This window comes from Streptococcus sp. IsoGale021, from assembly GCF_031142795.1.
Classification (GTDB): Bacteria; Bacillota; Bacilli; order Lactobacillales; family Streptococcaceae; genus Streptococcus; species Streptococcus hominis.
Map to the genome: position 1 here is coordinate 52,830 of NZ_JAKZJH010000002.1, position 19,119 is coordinate 71,948.

The window sequence follows — 19,119 nt, forward strand, 5'->3', positions numbered from 1 at the left end:
AAAAAATTTTCAGAATTTTGCAAAAAACTATTGAAAATATCTAAAAATAGTGTAAAATAAAAATCATAAAATTAAAAAGGAGAATGTTATGTCAGTAAATCTTGATTGGGAAAATCTTGGTTTTTCCTATATGAAATTGCCTTATCGTTATCTTGCTTATTATAAAAATGGTCAGTGGGAAAAAGGAGGATTGACTGAAGATGCAACTCTGCACATGTCTGAATCATCTCCTTGCCTTCATTACGGTCAACAAGCCTTTGAGGGAATGAAAGCTTATCGCACGAAAGACGGCGGCGTACAGCTATTTCGTCCAGATCAAAATGCAAAACGTCTGCAACGCACCTCAGACCGTCTCTTGATGCCACAAGTTCCGACTGATATGTTTGTAGATGCTGTGAAGCAAGTGGTTCGTGCCAATGAAGAATACGTTCCACCGTATGGAACAGGAGGAACCCTTTATATTCGTCCGCTATTGTTAGGTGTTGGTGACATCATCGGTGTTAAACCAGCAGATGAATACATTTTCACCGTGTTTGCTATGCCGGTTGGAAATTACTTTAAAGGGGGCTTGACTCCGACAAACTTTATCGTTTCTGACAAGTATGACCGTGCTGCTCCTTATGGAACAGGTGCTGCTAAAGTCGGCGGTAACTACGCAGCAAGCTTGCTTCCAGGGCAAATGGCTCACGAAAAGAAATTTTCTGATGTCATTTATCTAGACCCTGCCACTCATACGAAGATTGAAGAAGTGGGGTCTGCAAACTTCTTTGGAATTACCAAAGACAACGAATTTGTAACACCATATAGCCCATCTATCCTGCCTTCTATCACAAAATATTCTCTTCTATATTTAGCAGAACATCGTTTGGGCTTGAAAGCTATCGAAGGAGATGTACCAATTGATGATTTGGATCGTTTTGCTGAAGCAGGGGCTTGCGGTACAGCAGCGGTCATCTCTCCAATTGGTGGTATTCAGCACGGCGACGATTTCCATGTCTTTTACAGTGAAACAGAAGTTGGACCTGTCACTCGAAAACTTTATGATGAATTAACCGGTATTCAATTTGGTGATGTTGAAGCACCAGAAGGCTGGATTGTAAAAGTTTAGAAATTTTTGAAGCTATCTCACCGTTGAGGTAGCTTTAGTTTCGCATATTGCTTGCTAGTTTTTCTATTTTTTTGTAAAATAGAGATTTGAAAGAGGTATATGATGAGTAAAAAAGACAAAAAGATTGAAATCCAATTAGCAGATAGCCAAGTAAAAGTAGGGTCTGAACAATACGAAGGTTATGCTTTATCTATTGGTAAAAAAGTCATTGGTCAAATTGCTGAGTTAGACGGGCAATTTGCTATCATAAAAAATGAAAATGTTGATAGTTTTTATAAAAAACTTGAAAATGCCGTGGAAAAATTGATTGAAACCTATAATTTGGGGAAATAAATGCTTGTGTTTTCTTTTCATCAATGGTATAATAAATACTGTTGATTATACAGGAGAGGTAGCGAAGAGGCTAAACGCGGCGGACTGTAAATCCGCTCCTTCGGGTTCGGGGGTTCGAATCCCTCCCTCTCCATGAGCGCACTCAGCGTTTAAAGGATTTTGTCCGCGTTCTTTTTGGGGTATAGCCAAGCGGTAAGGCGAGGGACTTTGACTCCCTCATGCGTTGGTTCGAATCCAGCTACCCCAGTTCTTAGGTAATATATCAGATAAATGGTAAAATATCTTAGGGTATTTTATTTCTTTATAGGGTGGGAAACGTTAAAGATAGTTCATGTCATTGCGGTGCTTAGGAAAAATATTATAAGTATGTCAAGCAAGAAATGCTTGATTGTTGGAGGATTTTTTTAGATGAATGAATTTGAAGATTTGCTAAATAGTGTTAGCCAAGTTGAGCCAGGCGATGTCGTTACTGCTGAAGTATTGACTGTTGATGCGAACCAAGCTAATGTTGCAATCGCTGGAACTGGTGTAGAAGGTGTGTTAACCCTTCGTGAATTGACAAACGATCGTGAAGCTGACATTAACGACCTTGTAAAACCAGGTGAAACACTTGAATTGCTTGTTCTTCGTCAAGTAGTTGGTAAAGATACTGATACAGTTACTTACCTTGTATCTAAAAAACGTTTAGAAGCTCGCAAGGCATGGGACAAGTTGGTTGGACGTGAAGAAGAAGTTGTTACTGTAAAAGGTACTCGTGCAGTTAAAGGTGGTCTTTCAGTAGAATTTGAAGGACTTCGTGGATTTATTCCTGCTTCAATGCTAGATACTCGTTTCGTTCGTAATACTGAACGTTTTGTAGGTCAAGAATTTGAAGCAAAAATTAAAGAAGTGGATCCAAAAGAAAATCGTTTCATTCTTTCACGCCGTGAAGTAGTAGAAGAAAAAGCTGCAGCAGCACGTGCTGAAGTGTTTGGTAAATTGGCTGTTGGTGACATCGTGACTGGTAAAGTTGCACGTATCACAAGCTTTGGTGCCTTTATTGACCTTGGTGGTGTTGACGGACTTGTTCACTTAACTGAATTGTCACACGAACGCAACGTTTCACCAAAATCTGTTGTATCAGTTGGCGATGAAATTGAAGTAAAAGTTCTTGATTTGAACGAAGAAGAAGGACGCGTATCACTTTCTCTTAAAGCTACAACACCTGGACCATGGGACGGTGTTGAACAAAAATTAGCTGCTGGTGATGTGATTGAAGGCACAGTTAAACGTTTGACAGATTTCGGTGCTTTTGTTGAAGTATTGCCAGGTATTGACGGACTTGTCCATATTTCACAAATTTCACACAAGCGTGTTGAAAATCCGAAAGATGTGCTTAAAGTTGGTCAAGAAGTAACTGTGAAAGTTCTTGATGTAAATGCTGATGCAGAACGTGTATCACTTTCTATCAAAGCTCTTGAAGAACGTCCAGTACAAGAAGATGATCAAAAAGAAAAACGTCAATCACGTCCTCGTCGTCAAAAACGTCAAGAAAAACGTGACTTTGAGCTTCCAGAAACTCAAACTGGATTTTCAATGGCTGACTTGTTTGGTGACATTGAATTATAAGCAAAATAAAGGGATTGGAATTATGTTTTCAGTCCTTTTTTACTTGTTATTTTTTCATTTTTTGTGTATACTATAATAGTTGCCACCCTTAGTGTAATGGATATCACGTAAGATTCCGGTTCTTGAGATGGGGGTTCGATTCCCTCAGGGTGGATAATTGTTATCTGCTTATAAATCTTGTTATATGCAAGATTTTTTATTTTTACAAGGGAGATTACCAATGCCTGTGAAATTGATTGCTCATGCTCTAATTGCAAAAGATGGAAAATATTTGCTTATTAAACGAAGTAAAATAAAACGTGGTTCTCCAAACATGTATCCCGAATATTGGGATATTCCAGGAGGTAGCGTGGAAGAAGACGAATTGCCAAGAGAAGGAGCTGTGCGTGAAGCAATGGAAGAAGTCAACCAAAAGGTACAATTAAGTTCGATTCTTCATGAGGATAGCTGTTATGATAATACAAAGGGCATTGTTTTTACGCGTCTAGTGTATAAGGCGAAATTGCTGGAATATAGAGAGATTAAACTTGATCCAGAAGAGCATACAGCGTTTCGCTGGATTCGGGTGCTGTCAGACATGAAGGGTGAGAAGACTGTTCCTTATTTAAAAAATATATTGAAATAAATTGATAAAGTGAGATTATATAAAATAAATGGGTACGATAAAGCTGATTTGCACGGCATTATGACTTTATCGTATCCATTTTAGATATGAAAAAACTCCTTGATAAAACAAGGAGTAAGAAAGGAAATTCTTTAGTTTTTAGCTGCTGAAGCAAACTCTTCTTTAGAAAAGGCATCGTTGATGATATCTTTTAGTTGTTTAGCAGAAGCTTGCATTTTTTGTTTTTCAGCGTCATTCAACGGGATATTTACTGGACGTACGATACCATGTGCGCCAACAATAGCTGGTTGTCCAATGTAGCAATCTGTAACGCCAGGATATTGGCCTTCTTGGAATACTGAAAGTGGAAGAACTGAATTTTCGTCATCAAGGATAGCTTTTGTGATACGAGCTAAGGCAACTGCGATACCATAGAAAGTTGCACCTTTTTTATTGATGATTGAGTATGCAGCATCACGGACACCTTCAAACAGGTCAACTAATTCAGCAGCATTGAAGTTTTCTACGTCTTGAAGATAATTTTCAAGGTTGACACCTGCAACGTTGGCATGTGACCAAACAGCGAATTCTGAATCACCATGTTCTCCCATGATGTAAGCATGGACAGAACGAGCATCTACATCTAATTTTTCAGCAAGTGCTTGACGGAAACGTGCTGAGTCAAGAGAAGTACCTGAACCAATGACACGTTCTTTAGGAAATCCAGAGAATTTCCAAGTTGAGTAAGTCAAAATGTCAACAGGGTTAGCAGCCACGAGGAAGATACCGTTGAATCCTGAAGCAACAATTTTAGTAACAACATCTTTGTTGATACGAAGATTTTTTTCAACCAATTGAAGACGAGTTTCACCTGGTTTTTGTGGTGCACCAGCAGTCAAAACGACAAGATCTGCATCGTGTGCATCAGCATATTCTGCTGAATAAATTTTCTTAGGTGAAGTGAAAGCCAAGGCATGGCTGAGGTCTTCAGCATCCCCTTCCGTTTTTTCTTTGAAAATATCAACAATACCAAGTTCTTGGGCGATTCCTTGGTTGACAAGAGCAAATGCGTAAGAAGAACCTACAGCACCGTCACCGACAAGGATGACTTTTTTATGTTGTTTAGTAAGAGTCATTTTGCTAAACATCTCCTTTATTTTATTGGGGAACGTTTTCCCTTTACACATCTATTCTATCACTTTTGTAACATTTTGTCACGAATATAATACATATCATCTTATGTAAACGTTTTTACAATAAGGGATGTTTACTGAAAAAAATCCCAATTTATGTTATAATGATATGGTCATATAAATGAAGAGAGGCATTTTTTAATGCAGGATAATAATTTAGTAAATGTGAATTTAACGAGCGAAATGAAGACGAGTTTCATTGATTACGCCATGAGTGTCATTGTTGCTCGTGCTCTTCCGGATGTTCGAGACGGTTTAAAGCCTGTTCACCGAAGAATATTGTATGGGATGAATGAGCTGGGGGTGACTCCTGACAAACCACATAAGAAATCTGCTCGTATCACGGGTGATGTTATGGGTAAATATCACCCACATGGAGATTCTTCTATCTATGAAGCAATGGTGCGGATGGCGCAATGGTGGTCTTACCGTCACATGTTAGTAGATGGTCACGGAAACTTTGGTTCTATGGACGGAGACGGTCCTGCGGCACAACGGTATACAGAAGCTCGGATGAGCAAAATATCGCTTGAAATGTTACGTGATATTAACAAAAATACAGTTGATTTTGCAGATAACTATGATAGCAGTGAGCGTGAGCCATTAGTTTTACCGTCACGTTTTCCTAATTTGCTGGTCAATGGGGCGACAGGTATTGCTGTGGGAATGGCAACAAACATTCCTCCTCACAATCTTGGTGAGACCATTGATGCTGTAAAATTAGTCATGGATAATCCAGATGTGACCACACGTGACCTTATGGAAGTGTTGCCTGGTCCAGACTTCCCGACAGGCGCTTTGGTTATGGGGAAATCAGGCATTCATCGCGCTTATGAAACTGGGAAGGGTTCCATTGTTTTACGTGCTCGGACAGAAATCGAAGAAACTAAATCTGGTCGTGAACGAATTGTCGTCACTGAATTTCCGTATATGGTCAATAAAACCAAAGTTCATGAGCATATTGTGCGACTGGTTCAAGAAAAACGTATTGACGGAATTACAGCGGTTCGTGACGAATCTAACCGTGAAGGGGTTCGTTTTATCATTGATGTGAAGCGGGATGCAAGTGCGCATGTTATTTTGAACAATTTATTTAAATTAACGCAAATGCAGACGAATTTTAGTTTCAATATGCTGGCGATCCAAAATGGAGTGCCAAAGATTCTGTCTTTACGCGAGATTTTGCTTGCTTATATTGAACACCAAAAAGAAGTGGTGACACGTCGGACGGTTTTTGATAAGGAAAAGGCGGAAGCTCGTGCACATATTTTAGCTGGTTTGCTGATTGCACTTGATCACATTGATGAAGTGATTCGCATCATCCGAAACAGTGAGACAGATGCAGAAGCGCAAGCAGAGTTGATGGCACGCTATGAATTATCCGAACGTCAAAGTCAGGCGATTCTGGATATGCGTCTTCGCCGTTTAACGGGATTGGAACGGGATAAGATTCAATCTGAATATGACGACTTGATGAAATTGATAGCAGATTTAGCAGATATTTTAGCTAAACCAGAACGAGTTGTTGCGATTATCAAGGAAGAATTAGAAGAGATTAAACGTAAGTTTTCTGACGAACGTCGTACAGAACTAATGGTTGGTGAAGTACTGTCTTTGGAAGATGAAGATCTCATCGAAGAAGCAGATGTTTTGATTACACTTTCCAATAAAGGCTATATCAAACGGTTGAACCAAGATGAATTCACTGCGCAAAGACGTGGTGGTCGTGGTATTCAAGGAACAGGTGTAAAGGATGACGATTTTGTCCGTGAATTAGTTTCTACCAGCACACATGATCGCTTACTCTTCTTTACCAATAAAGGTCGCGTTTATCGCTTGAAAGGTTATGAAATTCCTGAATACGGCCGTACAGCGAAAGGTTTGCCAATTGTTAATTTGTTGAAATTAGACGAAGGTGAAACAATTCAGACGATTATCAATGTTCAAGCTGAGCATGATGATCATTCCTACCTTTTCTTCACAACGCGCCATGGTGTTGTGAAGCGGACAAGCGTAACAGAGTTTGCTAATATTCGTCAAAATGGTCTGAAAGCTTTGAACTTAAAAGATGAGGATGAACTCATCAACGTCTTTTTGACAAATGGACAAGCAGATATCATTATTGGAACCAAAATGGGATATGCTGTACGATTTAACGAAAACCAAGTCCGAAACATGGGACGGGCTGCGACCGGTGTGCGCGGAGTGAATTTGCGTGCAGATGACCATGTTGTAGGAGCAAGTGTCATTTCGAATGATCAAGAAGTGTTAGTTATCACTGAAAAAGGATATGGCAAGCGTACTTTAGCTAGTGAATACGCTACGAAAGGTCGTGGCGGAAAAGGAATGAAAACAGCTAATATTACTGAGAAAAATGGTCCATTAGCGGGGCTTATGGCTGTGAATGGTGATGAAGATTTGATGATTATCACAAATACAGGGGTTATTATTCGGACAAATGTTGCTAATATTTCTCAAACAGGACGTGCAACTTTGGGTGTTAAAGTAATGCGACTAGATAAGGGAGCGCAGATTGTTACTTTTACAAGCGTTGCAGCAGAGAATGAAAAAGAAGTGGATGAAGAATAAACTAAATAAAAGGAAATGTTATGTCATCAACAAGAAAAAAACATAATAAAAGAAAAAATATTCTGATTAATATTATTGCGACATTGTTAATCATTGTTGCACTTGCACTTATTTTCAACTCTTCTATTCGGAATATGATCATGGTTTGGCATACCAATCGATATCAAGTGAGCAATGTTTCAAAAGATAAAATCACTCAAAATAAAAAAGCCAAAACTAGCTTTAATTTCGATAAAGTTAAATCGCTGTCTACCGAAGATGTGATTAATGCGCAATGGAAAGCACAGCAATTACCAGTTATTGGTGGAATTGCTATTCCTGAACTTTCGATGAATTTGCCAATTTTTAAAGGCTTGGGCAATGTGGGTCTTTATTATGGCGCAGGTACGATGAAAGAAACACAGCAAATGGGGAAAGGGAATTATGCATTGGCTAGTCACCATGTATTTGGGATTACAGGTGCAAGCAATATGCTCTTTTCTCCTTTAGATCGTGCTAAAGCCGGAATGAAAATTTATCTGACAGATAAGGAAAAAATTTATACTTATTCCATTACTTCAGTTGAGAATGTGGCACCTGATAGAGTAGATGTGATTAATGACCGCGAAGGTGTCAATGAAGTGACTTTGGTGACTTGTGAAGATGCTGCGGCTACGTCACGAACGATTGTTAAAGGAACGCTAGAAGGAGAGACTTCTTATAAAGGGGCTCCAAAAGAAATTTTAAATGCATTTAGTAAAACGTATAATCAAATGCAGCTATAATAAAAACGAGGTTGGGACGATAATATCTCAGCCTCGTTTTTATGATGGAAATAAATAGTCACGCGATACTTGAGCAAGCTTTGTAAGAGTGAGAGAACGGGCTAAAAATTTTTAGTTCTCAGCCTTATCCCACTTTTGCTTTTTTGTCGAATGAAATCAAAGTGGTTTATGACAACATATTTGTCGAAGTGCAGAAGTCGTGACTAAATCGCAAATAAATCATTAAGATTTTCAGCCAAAGTTGGATGAGTAAAGATTTGTTTTGTGAAATAAGTATAAGGAATCTTATTGTCCATAGCTACAGTTAGAATGTTAATGATTTCTTGAGCACCTTGCGAGAAGATAGTAGCCCCTAAAATTTCCTTAGTTTCTGTATTAACAACAGCTTTAAACGCTCCCCTAAGATCTGCATTGACATGTCCACGTGGCATGGTTGCAACTGGAATTTCTTTAGTAGCATAGGGCAGGCCTTGTTCTTTAGCTTGGGCTTCTGTCAAACCAATTTGTGCAAGTGGGGGAGTGATAAACATGGTAGTCGGTACATATTTGCGATTTTCAAGTGTGTAGGAGCCATCACCGGCTAAGTAATGGAAAACGACACGAAAATCATCTAGCGAAACATAAGTAAATTGTAGTCCACCGTTGACATCACCAACAGCAAAGACACCAGGAACAGTTGTTTGGCAATGCTTATCCACTTGGATAGCACCGCGGTCTGTAACTTGGATGTCTGTATTTTCAAGTTTTAATGGTTCGATATTTGGTTTACGACCGGTAGCATAAAGCAAAGCGTCAAAGCGAAATATTTCGTTTTTAGCAATGACAAGCACCTCTTCACCGTCATTTTTCACTTCTTGAGTGTAAATATTTTGAAGAATTTCAATGCCATCTTCCGTCATATATTGTTTAGCCAAAGTGGCAATTGAAGGCTCTACACGTGGTAAAAAAGTATCAGCAGCATCAAGGACAGTAACCTTGCTTCCTAGCTTATTGAAAAGTCCTGCAAATTCAAGACCGATATTTCCACCACCAAGGATGCCAAGACGTTTAGGTAATGTAGAAAGATTTTGAATGCCTGTTGAATCATAAACATTTTTTGTTGTAGTAAGTCCTGGAATTGGTAAAATATTTGAGATAGCGCCCGTATTGATGACGATATTTTCGGCTGTTAGCTCTTGCTTTTCGTCGCCTGCTACAATTTCAATTATTTTGTTAGACAGAAAATGAGCTTCTGCATCAATAATATCTACTCCAGCACTACTAATGGCTGCGTAATTTTTCCCATTAAGTCTGCTAGTAACCTCATTTTTCTCAGCCATTACTTCTTCAAATGATAGTCCTTTTTCTGCGGCGACTAATAAAGTTTTGGTTGGAATACAAGCGATATTGATACAAGTTCCACCGTACATGGCTTTGCTACGTTCAATTAAGGCAACATTTTTTCCTTGTGTTGCCATTTTTGCTGCCAATGTTTTTCCAGCTTTACCAAAACCAATAACAATTAAATCGTATGTTAACATGATTTTTCCTCCGTTTTTATAAGCATTGTAACATATTCATTTTTCAAATGCTCGCATTTTGCTCTGGAGGATTGGGGAAAAGAATTTCTTTGGAATTAGAGAAAATATTTTTAGAAATTCAATTATTTTTACAAATAAATTTTTAGATTTTGCAAAAATTTTATTTGTAAAATCTTGCCTTTATCCTTTGAAACGTCAGTAAAATCAATATGTATAATAGAAACTTATGGGACGATTAATTTTTCTTAAGTAGACACAAGACCATATCTGATATAAAATGTAAGCGTCAACAAATACTGAGCCTTGAAATGAAAGCGCTCTTATAACATTATTATAAAGGAGTCCATATTATGGCAACCAAAGAAGAAATTTTACGTGAATTATATCCTGAAGATCTCTTTCACTATGCAGACGGTCTGACACTGGGAGAAGCAGAAGTTTTGCAAGAAACTCGTCGTTTGATTGAAAAACATCTTCGTCCTGTGATCAATGAACATTGGGAAAAACCTGATTTTCCATTTGAACAATTTTACGCAGTTGCCAAAGGCGCTCAAATTATGAACAATCCTAAATTGTTCGAAGGACGTGAAGGCAGTTATAAACCGTCAGAACTTTATATTGCGTTCCTTTATTTGGAATTGGCTCGCTTTGATACATCAATGGCTACATTCTATACTGTGCATGGTGGACTTTGCTATAACACAATTTTACTCGGTGGAGACGAACGCCAACAAAAAGAATTTCTTCCTAAATTAGCAGCGTTTGATTGGCAAGGATGTTTTGCTTTGACAGAACCACTTTCTGGTTCAGACATCGCAGGTGGGCTTGCAACAACTGCTGAACGTGTAGGAGACAAGTGGATTATTAACGGTGAAAAACGTTGGATTGGTGGTTCAGATACAGCTGATGTTATTCCAGTATTTGCTCGTGACGTTGCAGATGGCAAAATTAAATGCTTTATCGTTCGCAAAGGAGCTCCTGGTTACGATGTAGAAGTTATTCAACATAAAATTGCACTTCGTTGTGTTCGAAATGGTCATATCACAATGACAAATGTTGAAGTTCCAGACTCAGACCGTTTGGTAAACATCAATGGTTTTGAAGATGTAGCTCGCATTCTTACATTTACTCGTGCTGATGTGGCTCATATTGCTATGGGAATAACTTGTGGTTCATTTGTTGCAGCATTAAAATATACTACAAACCGTCAACAATTTAAACGTCCAGTTGCTAAATTCCAAATCATTCAAGAAAAATTGGCTAGAATGCAAGCAAACGCCGTGGCAGCTATTGCTTACTCAGTTCGTCTTGCTGAAATGCAAGAAGCTGGCAATGAATTAATGTTAAATTCTGCCCTTGCTAAAATGCATAATTCACTCGTTATGCGCGAAACTGTTGCCCTTGCTCGTGAAGTAGGCGGAGGGGATGGAATCACTCTTGAAACAGATGTTGCCCGTTTCTTTGCAGACGCTGAGGCTGTTTATACTTATGAAGGTTCTCATGAAGTCAACGCTTTGATTGTTGGTCGTGAAATTACTGGCTTAGGTGCATTTGTATAATGACAAAGCAGGAACGGTTGAAGAGTATTCATCATTCAATCGTTCCTATTCTTTCATTTTAAACTTTATAATGTTAATATTAGATAGGAGAGAAAATTGAATATTTCAAAAGTGATGATCATTGGGTCAGGTCAGATGGGAAGTGGTATTGCACAAGTCTTTGCCCAATCAGGCTTTACAGTGTATTTGAATGATATTAAAGACGAATTCGTTGAAAGAGGAATCGGGAATATTACCAAGCAATTGACACGCTCTGTAGAGAAAGGTCGTCTATCAGAAACTGATAAAAATAGTATTTTGAGTAAGTTGATTCCCTCAACCTCATACGAAGATGCAAAAAATGTTCAGTTAGTTATTGAAGCTGCTACTGAAAACCGAGACATTAAGTTGAGTATTTTTAAACAATTAGATGAATTAACAACACCAGAAACAATTTTAGCGTCCAATACATCATCTTTGTCAATTACTGACATTGCAGCAGCAACAGTGCATCAAGAACGAGTTATTGGTATGCATTTCTTTAATCCTGCTCCTGTTATGAAATTGGTCGAAGTCATTAAGGCACTTCAAACATCAGAAGAAGTAGTCAAAACTGTTCGTGAATTGACTGACAAAATCGGTAAAACAGCAGTTGATGTTAGAGATTCTTATGGTTTTGTTGTAAATCGAGTGTTGATTCCGATGATTAATGAAGCAATTTTCATTCTTGGAGAAGGAGTAGCATCAGCTGAAGAAATTGATGAAGCGATGAAGCTAGGAGCTAATCATCCAATTGGTCCTTTGGCTTTAGCAGATTTAATTGGTTTGGATGTTTGCTTAGCTATTATGGGCGTATTGAATAATGGGTTTGGTGATCCAAAATATCGTCCTGCTCCATTGTTGAAAAAAATGGTTGAAGCTAATAAACTTGGTCGTAAGACCAAGGAAGGTTTCTTTAAATACTAAGGTAAGGAGCAAGAAATGAAAGAAGCAGTTATTGTATCAGCAGTTCGTACACCATTAGGTTCTTTTGGTGGAAGTTTGAAAAATATTTCAGCTGTTGATTTGGGAAGTTTGGTTATCAAAAGCGCGCTGGAACGAGCAAATTTGAAGACTGAACAAGTTGATGAAGTGATTATGGGAAATGTTTTAGGGGCAGGACTTGGTCAGAATGTGGCACGTCAAATGAGTGTCAATGCAGGTATCCCTGTATCTTCTCCAGCATTCACAGTCAATAAAGTATGTGGTTCAGGGCTTAAAACTGTTCAGTTGGCCGCACAAGCTATCCTTTGTGGAGATGCTGATATCATCGTAGCGGGTGGTGCAGAAAATATGAGCCAAGCACCATACGTGCTGCAAAATCAACGTTGGGGCTCTCGTATGGGAGACTCTAAAGTTGTTGATACTATGTTGCGCGACGGTCTGACTGACGCTTTTGGTGATTTCCATATGGGAATTACTGCTGAAAATGTAGCAGAGCAGTATGATATTTCTCGTGAAGTTCAAGATGCTTTTGCTGTGCAATCTCAACAACGTGCTGTGGCAGCTATTGAAGCTGGACGTTTCAAAGAAGAAATTGTTCCAGTGGTTATTCCACAAAGAAAAGGTGAGCCAATTATTTTTGATACGGATGAATTTCCAAGAAAAGATGCCTCATTAGAAGGTTTGGCTAAATTGCGTCCTGTCTTTAAAGAAGGTGGAACTGTCACGGCTGGTAATGCTTCTGGTATCAATGACGGAGCAGCAGCAGTTGTTGTCATGAGTTCAGAAAAAGCAAAAGAATTAGGCATCCCCGTTTTAGCAACTATTAAATCATATGCTAGTGCGGGCTTAGATCCAAAAATCATGGGTTGTGGACCAATTTATGCTTCTCGCAAAGCGCTTGAAAAAGGTGGATTATTAGTTGAAGATCTCGATTTGATTGAATCCAATGAAGCCTTTGCAGCTCAAGCGTGTGCTGTTGGAAAAGAGTTGAATTTTGACCCAGAAAAAGTAAATGTCAATGGCGGAGCCATTGCACTTGGCCATCCAATCGGGGCATCAGGCTGCCGTATTCTGGTTACGTTGCTGCATGAAATGGAAAAACGCGATGCTAAACGTGGTCTTGCAACTCTTTGTATCGGAGGAGGAATGGGCACAGCAGTCATTGTAGAACGTTAAAAATAATTACCTACTAAATTTAATTTACCATTTGATTTTTTTACTCTGTAAAACAAATTCTATCTAAGACGTTTATCTTAAATGATTCTTAGTAGAATTTGTTTTTTATTTTGAAAATCAAAAAGTCTTAGTATTTTTTATAACTCTATAAGTTTAACTTATAGAGTTATAAATTAGGATTAAGTAGACGAGAGTGGAAAAATGAGATATCATAGCATTGTAAGCTCTTACATTTTTGGTTCAAGTATTTGTTGACACTATATACTTTATAACTCAAATTTTATAAGTAGGAGCAGTAAAATGAGTAAAACTGTTTTATTAGAAGTTAAAAACAGAATCGGCTACATCACGATCAACCGTCCTGAAGCTTTAAATGCTTTGAGTTCTCAGGTTTTGGCTGATTTGAATGAAGTTCTTGATCAAGTTGAAAACAGTGAAGACATTCGTGTTGTCATTGTGACAGGATCAGGAGAAAAAGCATTTGTAGCTGGGGCTGATATTAAGGAAATGGACTTAATGTCACCAATTCAAGCTTTTGAATACATGACATTTGCAAACAATACCTTTACTCGCCTTTCAGATTTACGTCAGCCAACGATTGCGGTACTCAATGGCTATGCACTCGGAGGTGGAATGGAACTGGCACTTTCAACGGATATTCGTATTGGATATGAAAAAACAGTTGTAGGCTTTCCAGAAGTCGGCTTGGGTATTATCCCAGGATTCGCTGGTACTCAACGTATGTCTCGTTTAATTGGAACAAGCCGTACGAAAGAATTGATTTTCACTGCTCGTACGGTGAAAGGTCAAGAAGCCTATGAACTAGGCATTCTTAACAAGCTGGTTTCCGTCGAAGAACTATTAAGCTCAGCTGAAGAATTGGCTGCAGCCATGATAAAGAATGCACCATTAGCTGTGGAAAAAGCTAAGCATGTCATTCAAGTTGGTTCGGAACTCCCACTAAAAAATGCTATCAGACTTGAAACGGAAGCTGAAGCATTGTTGTTCTCTACAGAGGACAAAGTAGAAGGGATGCGTGCTTTTGTAGAAAAACGCAAGGCGGTTTTTAATCGTAAGTAATAATTGGAGATATTGGCATGCAAATTGTAACATTATCAGAAGCAATTTCTAACATTAAATCTGAAGATATTGTAGGTATCTCAGGTTTTCTTGGAGTGGGTGAGCCATTTGAACTCATTGAAGAATTGGTTCGACAAAATCAACAGAACTTAACAATAGTATCTGTTGTTACCTCACAACCGGGTAAAGAGATTGGCGTTGGTCGCTTGTGTGAAAATCACCAAGTTAAAAAATATATTGCAGCTCACGTGGGTACTTCCGCTGCCGTACAACATGAATATTTTAGCGGTGATATGGAAGTTGAATTCACACCAATGGGAACCGTGGTTGAACGACTTCATGCTGCGGGTGCTGGTTTGGGAGCTGTTTTGACTCCGACTGGCGTTGGGACTATTTTGGAAAAAGATTATGAAAAAGTAGCTCGCAACGGCAGAGAATATCTTGTTTATGACCCTTTGAAAATTGATGTTGCTTTGATTAAGGCTACCAAGTCAGATAAATATGGCAATTTATACATTGATGGGACAACTAAAAATATTTCATTGCAGCTGGCTCTTGCAGCTGATACAGTGATTGTTGAAGCCAATGAAATTGTTGAAGTTGGTGAAATTGATCCTAACGATGTATATATTCCCGGAATTCTTGTAGACTATGTTGTTGAAAGCTTGACTTCTAAAGAACATCATAAAATGATGGGCGACCTCTGGATAGAGACTAAAAAATTGGCAGGGGTAAATTAATATGAAATCAAAAGAAATTATAGCAAGACGTGTAGCTCTTGAATTTAAAGATGGAGATGTCATCAACCTTGGATTTGGTATTCCGAATGCCTCTGCTGATTATATTCCTGAAGGCGTGAATGTTATCCTTCAAGCAGAAAATGGTGCTCTTCGTTTTGGTGAGACACCAACAAAAGAAAACTACAATGCGAATCTGGCTAACTCTGGTGGAGCACCCATCACTCTTTTACCAGGAGCATCGTTGTTTGATCTACAAACGTCGTTTGCCATTATTCGTGGAGGCCACGTTGATGCTACGGTTTTAGGAGCGTTAGAAGTTAGTCAAGATGGCAGTATTGCGAATTGGATTATCCCAGACAAGTTTGCTCCAGGGATGGGAGGCGCTATGGACCTTCTGGTTGGTGCTAAAAGGGTTATCGCGGCCATTCAACATACTACCGTTGACGGCAAATCAAAACTGCTGAAAGAATGCACACTACCCTTATCAGCTAAAGGAGTTTTGGATTTGGTCATCACAGAGCTAGCAGTATTTGGTTTTCAAGATGGGAAATTCCTTTTGAAAGAATTAGCTCCCGGTGTCTCTTTGGAAGAAGTTCTTGAAAAGACAGAGGGAGAAGTAATCGTGTCAGATGACTTAAAAACAATGTCTATCTAGTTAAATTATCAAGCAAATATAGCTACTGTTTGCCATAAAGTGTGTTACTATATGCTTATAACGAACTTTATCGATGATAAGTTTTTAATCAACTTATTAGCAACTGATCATCTATATTAAAAAGATCAGTTGCTATTTTATTCCTGACAAATTATATTACAAATATTGAAAGATAGGAGACGATGAACATGGATATTATTCAAATGACTTACTTTATCAATATCGTCGAATGCGGATGTAATCTTTCGATTGCTGCTAAAAAAATTCATATTAGTCAATCTGCTTTGAGTCAATTTGTCACAAATTTTGAAGCGACTGAAGGACTGCAGCTTTTTAATCGTAGAAATGGAAGATTAGAAAGTCTGACAGAAGCTGGTGGGAAAATTTATCGTTTTGCTACGGAAATTGTCAATCGCCATGAAGAAATGCAATCCATGATTCATATGGAAGTGCAAAAACAAAAAGGAACCATTAATTTAGGCATTCCTTCTCTGATTTTGCGTGTTTATTTTGCCAGTGCTCTTCCTAAATTTTTAAAGGATAATCCGCACATTAATATTCAAGTTGTGGAGGGAGGAAGCAAGGATTTACGTCAAAAATTTCTTGAAGGTGATTTAAATTTTGTTTTATTGATTGAGCCGACTAATTTAGATGCTAAAAAGTACGAGCAATATATTATACAAGCCGATGAATATGCAGCTTATATGGATAAAAATCATCCTTTAGCAGATAAAGAACTTCTTGAATGGAAAGACATCGCCGCTTATGATTTAGCAACATTTAATAAATCATTTACCACTTATGAATTAGTAGCTGAAAAATTAAAAAATAAGAAGATAGAGACAAATTTTACATATTTATCATCAGCATGGGATTTTTTAACAGAGTCTACGTATAAGAATGATATGATTGCTATTTTACCTCGTCCAGTAGAATATTTTGTGGATAAAAATAAGTTTAAAGCTGTTCGTTTTAAAGATCCGGTTCCATTTAATATCTGGTTCTGCAGACCATATAAAGCAAATTATAATGAAGTTGAAGCATACGTTTATGAAGAACTTTTGAAAGGTTACTATCAGCCTATTTCGAGCCTTGATACCTAATAAAGGAGCAAATTGATGTCAAAAATTAGCACTACAGCAGCTATGATTGATTCATATACGAATACAGCAATCAAAAACTATGTAAAATCACATGATGAATCAACTTATTTTCCAAAGGAAATGTGGGATGAATTGACGAACGAAATGGATATATTTTTGCCCATTTTATCTGAAGAGAATCACACCTTAAGTTCTGATTTCATCACCTTTATCCGAAAAATTGCTAATGAATTTGCTGCTCTTTCAGCTATTTTATTAACACAAGGTTGCTATGGAATTTATTCTATTTTGAATTTTGGGACAGCAGAGCAAAAGGAATTATATCTTGAAAAGTTACTAAAAGGTCAGTACATAGGAGGATTAGGATTTTGCGAGTATAAACATCTAAAGGGGCTAGAAGATCTTGAAACGTATGCAACAAAGACTGAGCAGGGATGGTGTCTCTCAGGGAAAAAGGCGATGATTTCCAATAGCAGCGTTGCAGATATACTACTGGTTTTGGCAAAAGTAAAAGAACAAGGTAAGGTTGAGAAGTACGGACTCTTTATTGTTGATCCAAAAGATTCGGATGTGCTAATTGGTGAACAGATTGAAAAACCGGGCTTGATAGGTCTTCCTTTGAGTTCAGTCACGCTAAAAAATGTCTTGCTCCCGGAAAACGCCTTATTGGGAGACGAATTAGCTGGGGATGTCCAATTTGCTAACATCATTAAAAATATGCAACTTGGCTTAAGTGCTATTGCATTAGGTGTTGCTGAGGGGGCTTTCAATAAAGGTATTGAATTTGCAAAGGTGAAGAGAGGATTTGGAAAGCGTTTGATTGATGTGGAAATTCATCAAAATAAATTTGCTGATTTATACAATAAATTATGCTCTGCAGAAGCTTATTTTGATTCTTATCCTAGTCAAATTGAAGAAGATGCAAAATTTGTTTCTCGAATAAAACTGTACACGACGAAAGTTGCCATTGAGATATCCGATGAAATCCTTCGACTGATTGGTCCTTTACAAAAATTCGACAAGGTTAATATCAAACGTTATTTAAAGGATGCAGAAACTATTGAAAACTATGGAAGATCTGGAAATTCTATCAGAAGAGAAATTGCCGAAAGGTGGCTAAAGGAGTAAGAAATGGCAGAACTCGCTCTACAAGAGTATCAATTTGGAGACATGAAATTAACTTGGTTACGTGGAGTTGACAAAATGACAGATGCAGGCACTTTATTTGGTCCTGTACCAAAAGTTGTTTGGTCACGCTATTATCCAACAACTGAAGAAAACATGATGGTTGAATTAACCGATCCAATATTGATTCAATACAAAAATAAAAATTATTTAATTGATGCAAGTTTTAACACTGCGAAACTATCTGATAAACAAAGACGAAATTTAGGGATTTTATCTGAAAGCAGAATTGAAGAGAGCTTGGAACTTTTAGGTTTGACTCCTGAAGATATTTCTTATGTGTTAATGACTCACATGCATCACGATCACTCTGGTGGATTGACAAAATTAAATGAAAATCATCAGTTGGTTTCAACTTTTCCCAATGCTAAGATTTTTGTAAATGATATTGAATGGTACGAGATGATGAACCCAAATAATCGGACTAAAGGGACTTATCTCAGAGAAAATTGGGAACCTATTCAACATCAAGTTGAGACATTTACGGAATACTTAAATGTCATACCAGAAATTCAAATGGTTCATACTGGTGGTCATAGCAATGGTCATAGTATCATTTTGCTGAAACAAGGAAATGAAACCATGATTCATATGGCGGACTTGCTCTTAACTCACGCGCATCGCAAGCCTGTATGGGTCGCTGCTGTAGATGATTACCCCATGCGTTCCATTATTGCAAAAGAAAAATGGCTCAAGGAAGCATTTGAAAATCATTATAAATTTTTCTTTTACCACGATCAATTTTTTGCTGTTGTGGAATTTGACCATGAAGGAAAAGAAATTGTTGATTATGTGAAACGGATTCGCGAACCAAGACTTCCGTTTACCGATAAGCAGGATAGAAAGCCTGTTTTGTATCATTAAGATTCAAAAATTGCCTTTTGTTTTTGAAAGGTGATTTTTTGTTGCATGATTTATCAATGCGGATTAGCTAAAATT

17 protein-coding genes and 3 tRNA genes are annotated in these 19,119 nt (G+C 37.9%); 18 read left to right on the forward strand and 2 right to left on the reverse strand.

Annotated features, from left to right (window positions below; translation table 11 throughout):
• Positions 1–70 precede the first annotated feature (70 nt).
• The 7 genes from RG565_RS01900 (at position 71) to RG565_RS01930 (ending at position 3,674) form a co-directional block, all read left to right on the forward strand.
• A complete protein-coding gene (locus RG565_RS01900) occupies positions 71–1,108 on the forward strand; it encodes a branched-chain amino acid aminotransferase (protein ID WP_080977788.1) in 1,038 nt (345 codons plus the stop codon).
• 102 nt (positions 1,109–1,210) lie between these two features.
• Entirely contained in the window at positions 1,211–1,441 is a 231-nt protein-coding gene (locus tag RG565_RS01905; RefSeq protein WP_049533369.1) for a DUF2969 domain-containing protein, read from the forward strand.
• 52 nt (positions 1,442–1,493) lie between these two features.
• Positions 1,494–1,574: transfer RNA gene (locus RG565_RS01910), tRNA-Tyr, on the forward strand.
• 42 nt (positions 1,575–1,616) lie between these two features.
• Positions 1,617–1,688 (forward strand) — tRNA-Gln (locus RG565_RS01915).
• Positions 1,689–1,849: 161 nt separating this feature from the next.
• Positions 1,850–3,049: a 30S ribosomal protein S1 gene (gene rpsA, locus RG565_RS01920; protein ID WP_003029657.1), complete on the forward strand. Its 1,200-nt coding sequence runs from the start codon at positions 1,850–1,852 to the stop codon at positions 3,047–3,049.
• Positions 3,050–3,131: 82 nt separating this feature from the next.
• Positions 3,132–3,203: transfer RNA gene (locus RG565_RS01925), tRNA-Arg, on the forward strand.
• A 66-nt stretch (positions 3,204–3,269) separates the two neighbouring features.
• On the forward strand, positions 3,270–3,674 hold the full coding sequence (locus RG565_RS01930; protein WP_247936578.1) for an NUDIX hydrolase: 405 nt from the start codon (positions 3,270–3,272) through the stop codon (positions 3,672–3,674).
• A 131-nt stretch (positions 3,675–3,805) separates the two neighbouring features.
• Here the strand turns inward: RG565_RS01930 and RG565_RS01935 are convergent, their stop codons facing one another.
• Positions 3,806–4,789: an L-lactate dehydrogenase gene (locus RG565_RS01935; protein ID WP_003024429.1), complete on the reverse strand. Its 984-nt coding sequence runs from the start codon at positions 4,787–4,789 to the stop codon at positions 3,806–3,808.
• A gap of 198 nt (positions 4,790–4,987) precedes the next feature.
• Between RG565_RS01935 and gyrA the strand changes: the two genes are divergently transcribed.
• Positions 4,988–7,435, forward strand: coding sequence for a DNA gyrase subunit A (gyrA, locus tag RG565_RS01940; protein ID WP_247936579.1), 2,448 nt, complete (start codon positions 4,988–4,990; stop codon positions 7,433–7,435).
• Between the two features lie 20 nt (positions 7,436–7,455).
• Positions 7,456–8,199 (forward strand): class A sortase, encoded by a 744-nt coding sequence (locus RG565_RS01945; protein ID WP_247936580.1) that lies wholly within the window; start codon positions 7,456–7,458, stop codon positions 8,197–8,199.
• A gap of 203 nt (positions 8,200–8,402) precedes the next feature.
• On the opposite strand, the gene RG565_RS01950 is transcribed toward RG565_RS01945, so the two are convergent.
• Positions 8,403–9,719 carry an FAD-containing oxidoreductase gene (locus RG565_RS01950; protein ID WP_247936581.1) on the reverse strand — a complete coding sequence of 439 codons (1,317 nt, stop codon included), beginning with the start codon at positions 9,717–9,719 and terminating at the stop codon, positions 8,403–8,405.
• A gap of 350 nt (positions 9,720–10,069) precedes the next feature.
• Here RG565_RS01950 and RG565_RS01955 point away from each other — a divergent pair, with 350 nt between their 5' ends.
• The 9 genes from RG565_RS01955 (at position 10,070) to RG565_RS01995 (ending at position 19,044) form a co-directional block, all read left to right on the forward strand.
• Positions 10,070–11,278 carry an acyl-CoA dehydrogenase family protein gene (locus RG565_RS01955; protein ID WP_003029666.1) on the forward strand — a complete coding sequence of 403 codons (1,209 nt, stop codon included), beginning with the start codon at positions 10,070–10,072 and terminating at the stop codon, positions 11,276–11,278.
• A 96-nt stretch (positions 11,279–11,374) separates the two neighbouring features.
• Positions 11,375–12,223, forward strand: a complete 849-nt coding sequence (locus RG565_RS01960) for a 3-hydroxybutyryl-CoA dehydrogenase (protein ID WP_106083544.1) — start codon at positions 11,375–11,377, stop codon at positions 12,221–12,223.
• A 15-nt stretch (positions 12,224–12,238) separates the two neighbouring features.
• On the forward strand, positions 12,239–13,417 hold the full coding sequence (locus tag RG565_RS01965; RefSeq protein ID WP_247936582.1) for an acetyl-CoA C-acetyltransferase: 1,179 nt from the start codon (positions 12,239–12,241) through the stop codon (positions 13,415–13,417).
• Between the two features lie 300 nt (positions 13,418–13,717).
• Positions 13,718–14,497, forward strand: coding sequence for an enoyl-CoA hydratase/isomerase family protein (locus RG565_RS01970; RefSeq protein WP_003042664.1), 780 nt, complete (start codon positions 13,718–13,720; stop codon positions 14,495–14,497).
• A gap of 17 nt (positions 14,498–14,514) precedes the next feature.
• Complete coding sequence (locus RG565_RS01975; protein ID WP_106083547.1) at positions 14,515–15,237, forward strand: CoA transferase subunit A; 723 nt, start codon at positions 14,515–14,517, stop codon at positions 15,235–15,237.
• A 1-nt stretch (position 15,238) separates the two neighbouring features.
• Positions 15,239–15,892 (forward strand): 3-oxoacid CoA-transferase subunit B, encoded by a 654-nt coding sequence (locus RG565_RS01980; RefSeq protein WP_021001701.1) that lies wholly within the window; start codon positions 15,239–15,241, stop codon positions 15,890–15,892.
• 188 nt (positions 15,893–16,080) lie between these two features.
• On the forward strand, positions 16,081–16,995 hold the full coding sequence (locus tag RG565_RS01985) for a LysR family transcriptional regulator (protein WP_247936583.1): 915 nt from the start codon (positions 16,081–16,083) through the stop codon (positions 16,993–16,995).
• A gap of 15 nt (positions 16,996–17,010) precedes the next feature.
• Complete coding sequence (locus RG565_RS01990) at positions 17,011–18,123, forward strand: acyl-CoA dehydrogenase family protein (RefSeq protein ID WP_003024452.1); 1,113 nt, start codon at positions 17,011–17,013, stop codon at positions 18,121–18,123.
• Between the two features lie 3 nt (positions 18,124–18,126).
• On the forward strand, positions 18,127–19,044 hold the full coding sequence (locus RG565_RS01995; RefSeq protein WP_247936584.1) for an MBL fold metallo-hydrolase: 918 nt from the start codon (positions 18,127–18,129) through the stop codon (positions 19,042–19,044).
• Positions 19,045–19,119 lie beyond the last annotated feature (75 nt).

Bases quoted from the DNA above. Each gene is read 5' to 3' on its own strand.
- RG565_RS01905 (WP_049533369.1), top strand. From the start codon at position 1,211: ATGAGTAAAAAAGACAAAAAGATTGAAATCCAATTAGCAGATAGCCAA.
- rpsA (WP_003029657.1), top strand. From the start codon at position 1,850: ATGAATGAATTTGAAGATTTGCTAAATAGTGTTAGCCAAGTTGAGCCA.
- RG565_RS01930 (WP_247936578.1), top strand. From the start codon at position 3,270: ATGCCTGTGAAATTGATTGCTCATGCTCTAATTGCAAAAGATGGAAAA.
- RG565_RS01935 (WP_003024429.1), bottom strand. From the start codon at position 4,789: ATGACTCTTACTAAACAACATAAAAAAGTCATCCTTGTCGGTGACGGT.
- gyrA (WP_247936579.1), top strand. From the start codon at position 4,988: ATGCAGGATAATAATTTAGTAAATGTGAATTTAACGAGCGAAATGAAG.
- RG565_RS01945 (WP_247936580.1), top strand. From the start codon at position 7,456: ATGTCATCAACAAGAAAAAAACATAATAAAAGAAAAAATATTCTGATT.
- RG565_RS01950 (WP_247936581.1), bottom strand. From the start codon at position 9,719: ATGTTAACATACGATTTAATTGTTATTGGTTTTGGTAAAGCTGGAAAA.
- RG565_RS01955 (WP_003029666.1), top strand. From the start codon at position 10,070: ATGGCAACCAAAGAAGAAATTTTACGTGAATTATATCCTGAAGATCTC.
- RG565_RS01965 (WP_247936582.1), top strand. From the start codon at position 12,239: ATGAAAGAAGCAGTTATTGTATCAGCAGTTCGTACACCATTAGGTTCT.
- RG565_RS01970 (WP_003042664.1), top strand. From the start codon at position 13,718: ATGAGTAAAACTGTTTTATTAGAAGTTAAAAACAGAATCGGCTACATC.
- RG565_RS01975 (WP_106083547.1), top strand. From the start codon at position 14,515: ATGCAAATTGTAACATTATCAGAAGCAATTTCTAACATTAAATCTGAA.
- RG565_RS01980 (WP_021001701.1), top strand. From the start codon at position 15,239: ATGAAATCAAAAGAAATTATAGCAAGACGTGTAGCTCTTGAATTTAAA.
- RG565_RS01985 (WP_247936583.1), top strand. From the start codon at position 16,081: ATGGATATTATTCAAATGACTTACTTTATCAATATCGTCGAATGCGGA.
- RG565_RS01990 (WP_003024452.1), top strand. From the start codon at position 17,011: ATGTCAAAAATTAGCACTACAGCAGCTATGATTGATTCATATACGAAT.
- RG565_RS01995 (WP_247936584.1), top strand. From the start codon at position 18,127: ATGGCAGAACTCGCTCTACAAGAGTATCAATTTGGAGACATGAAATTA.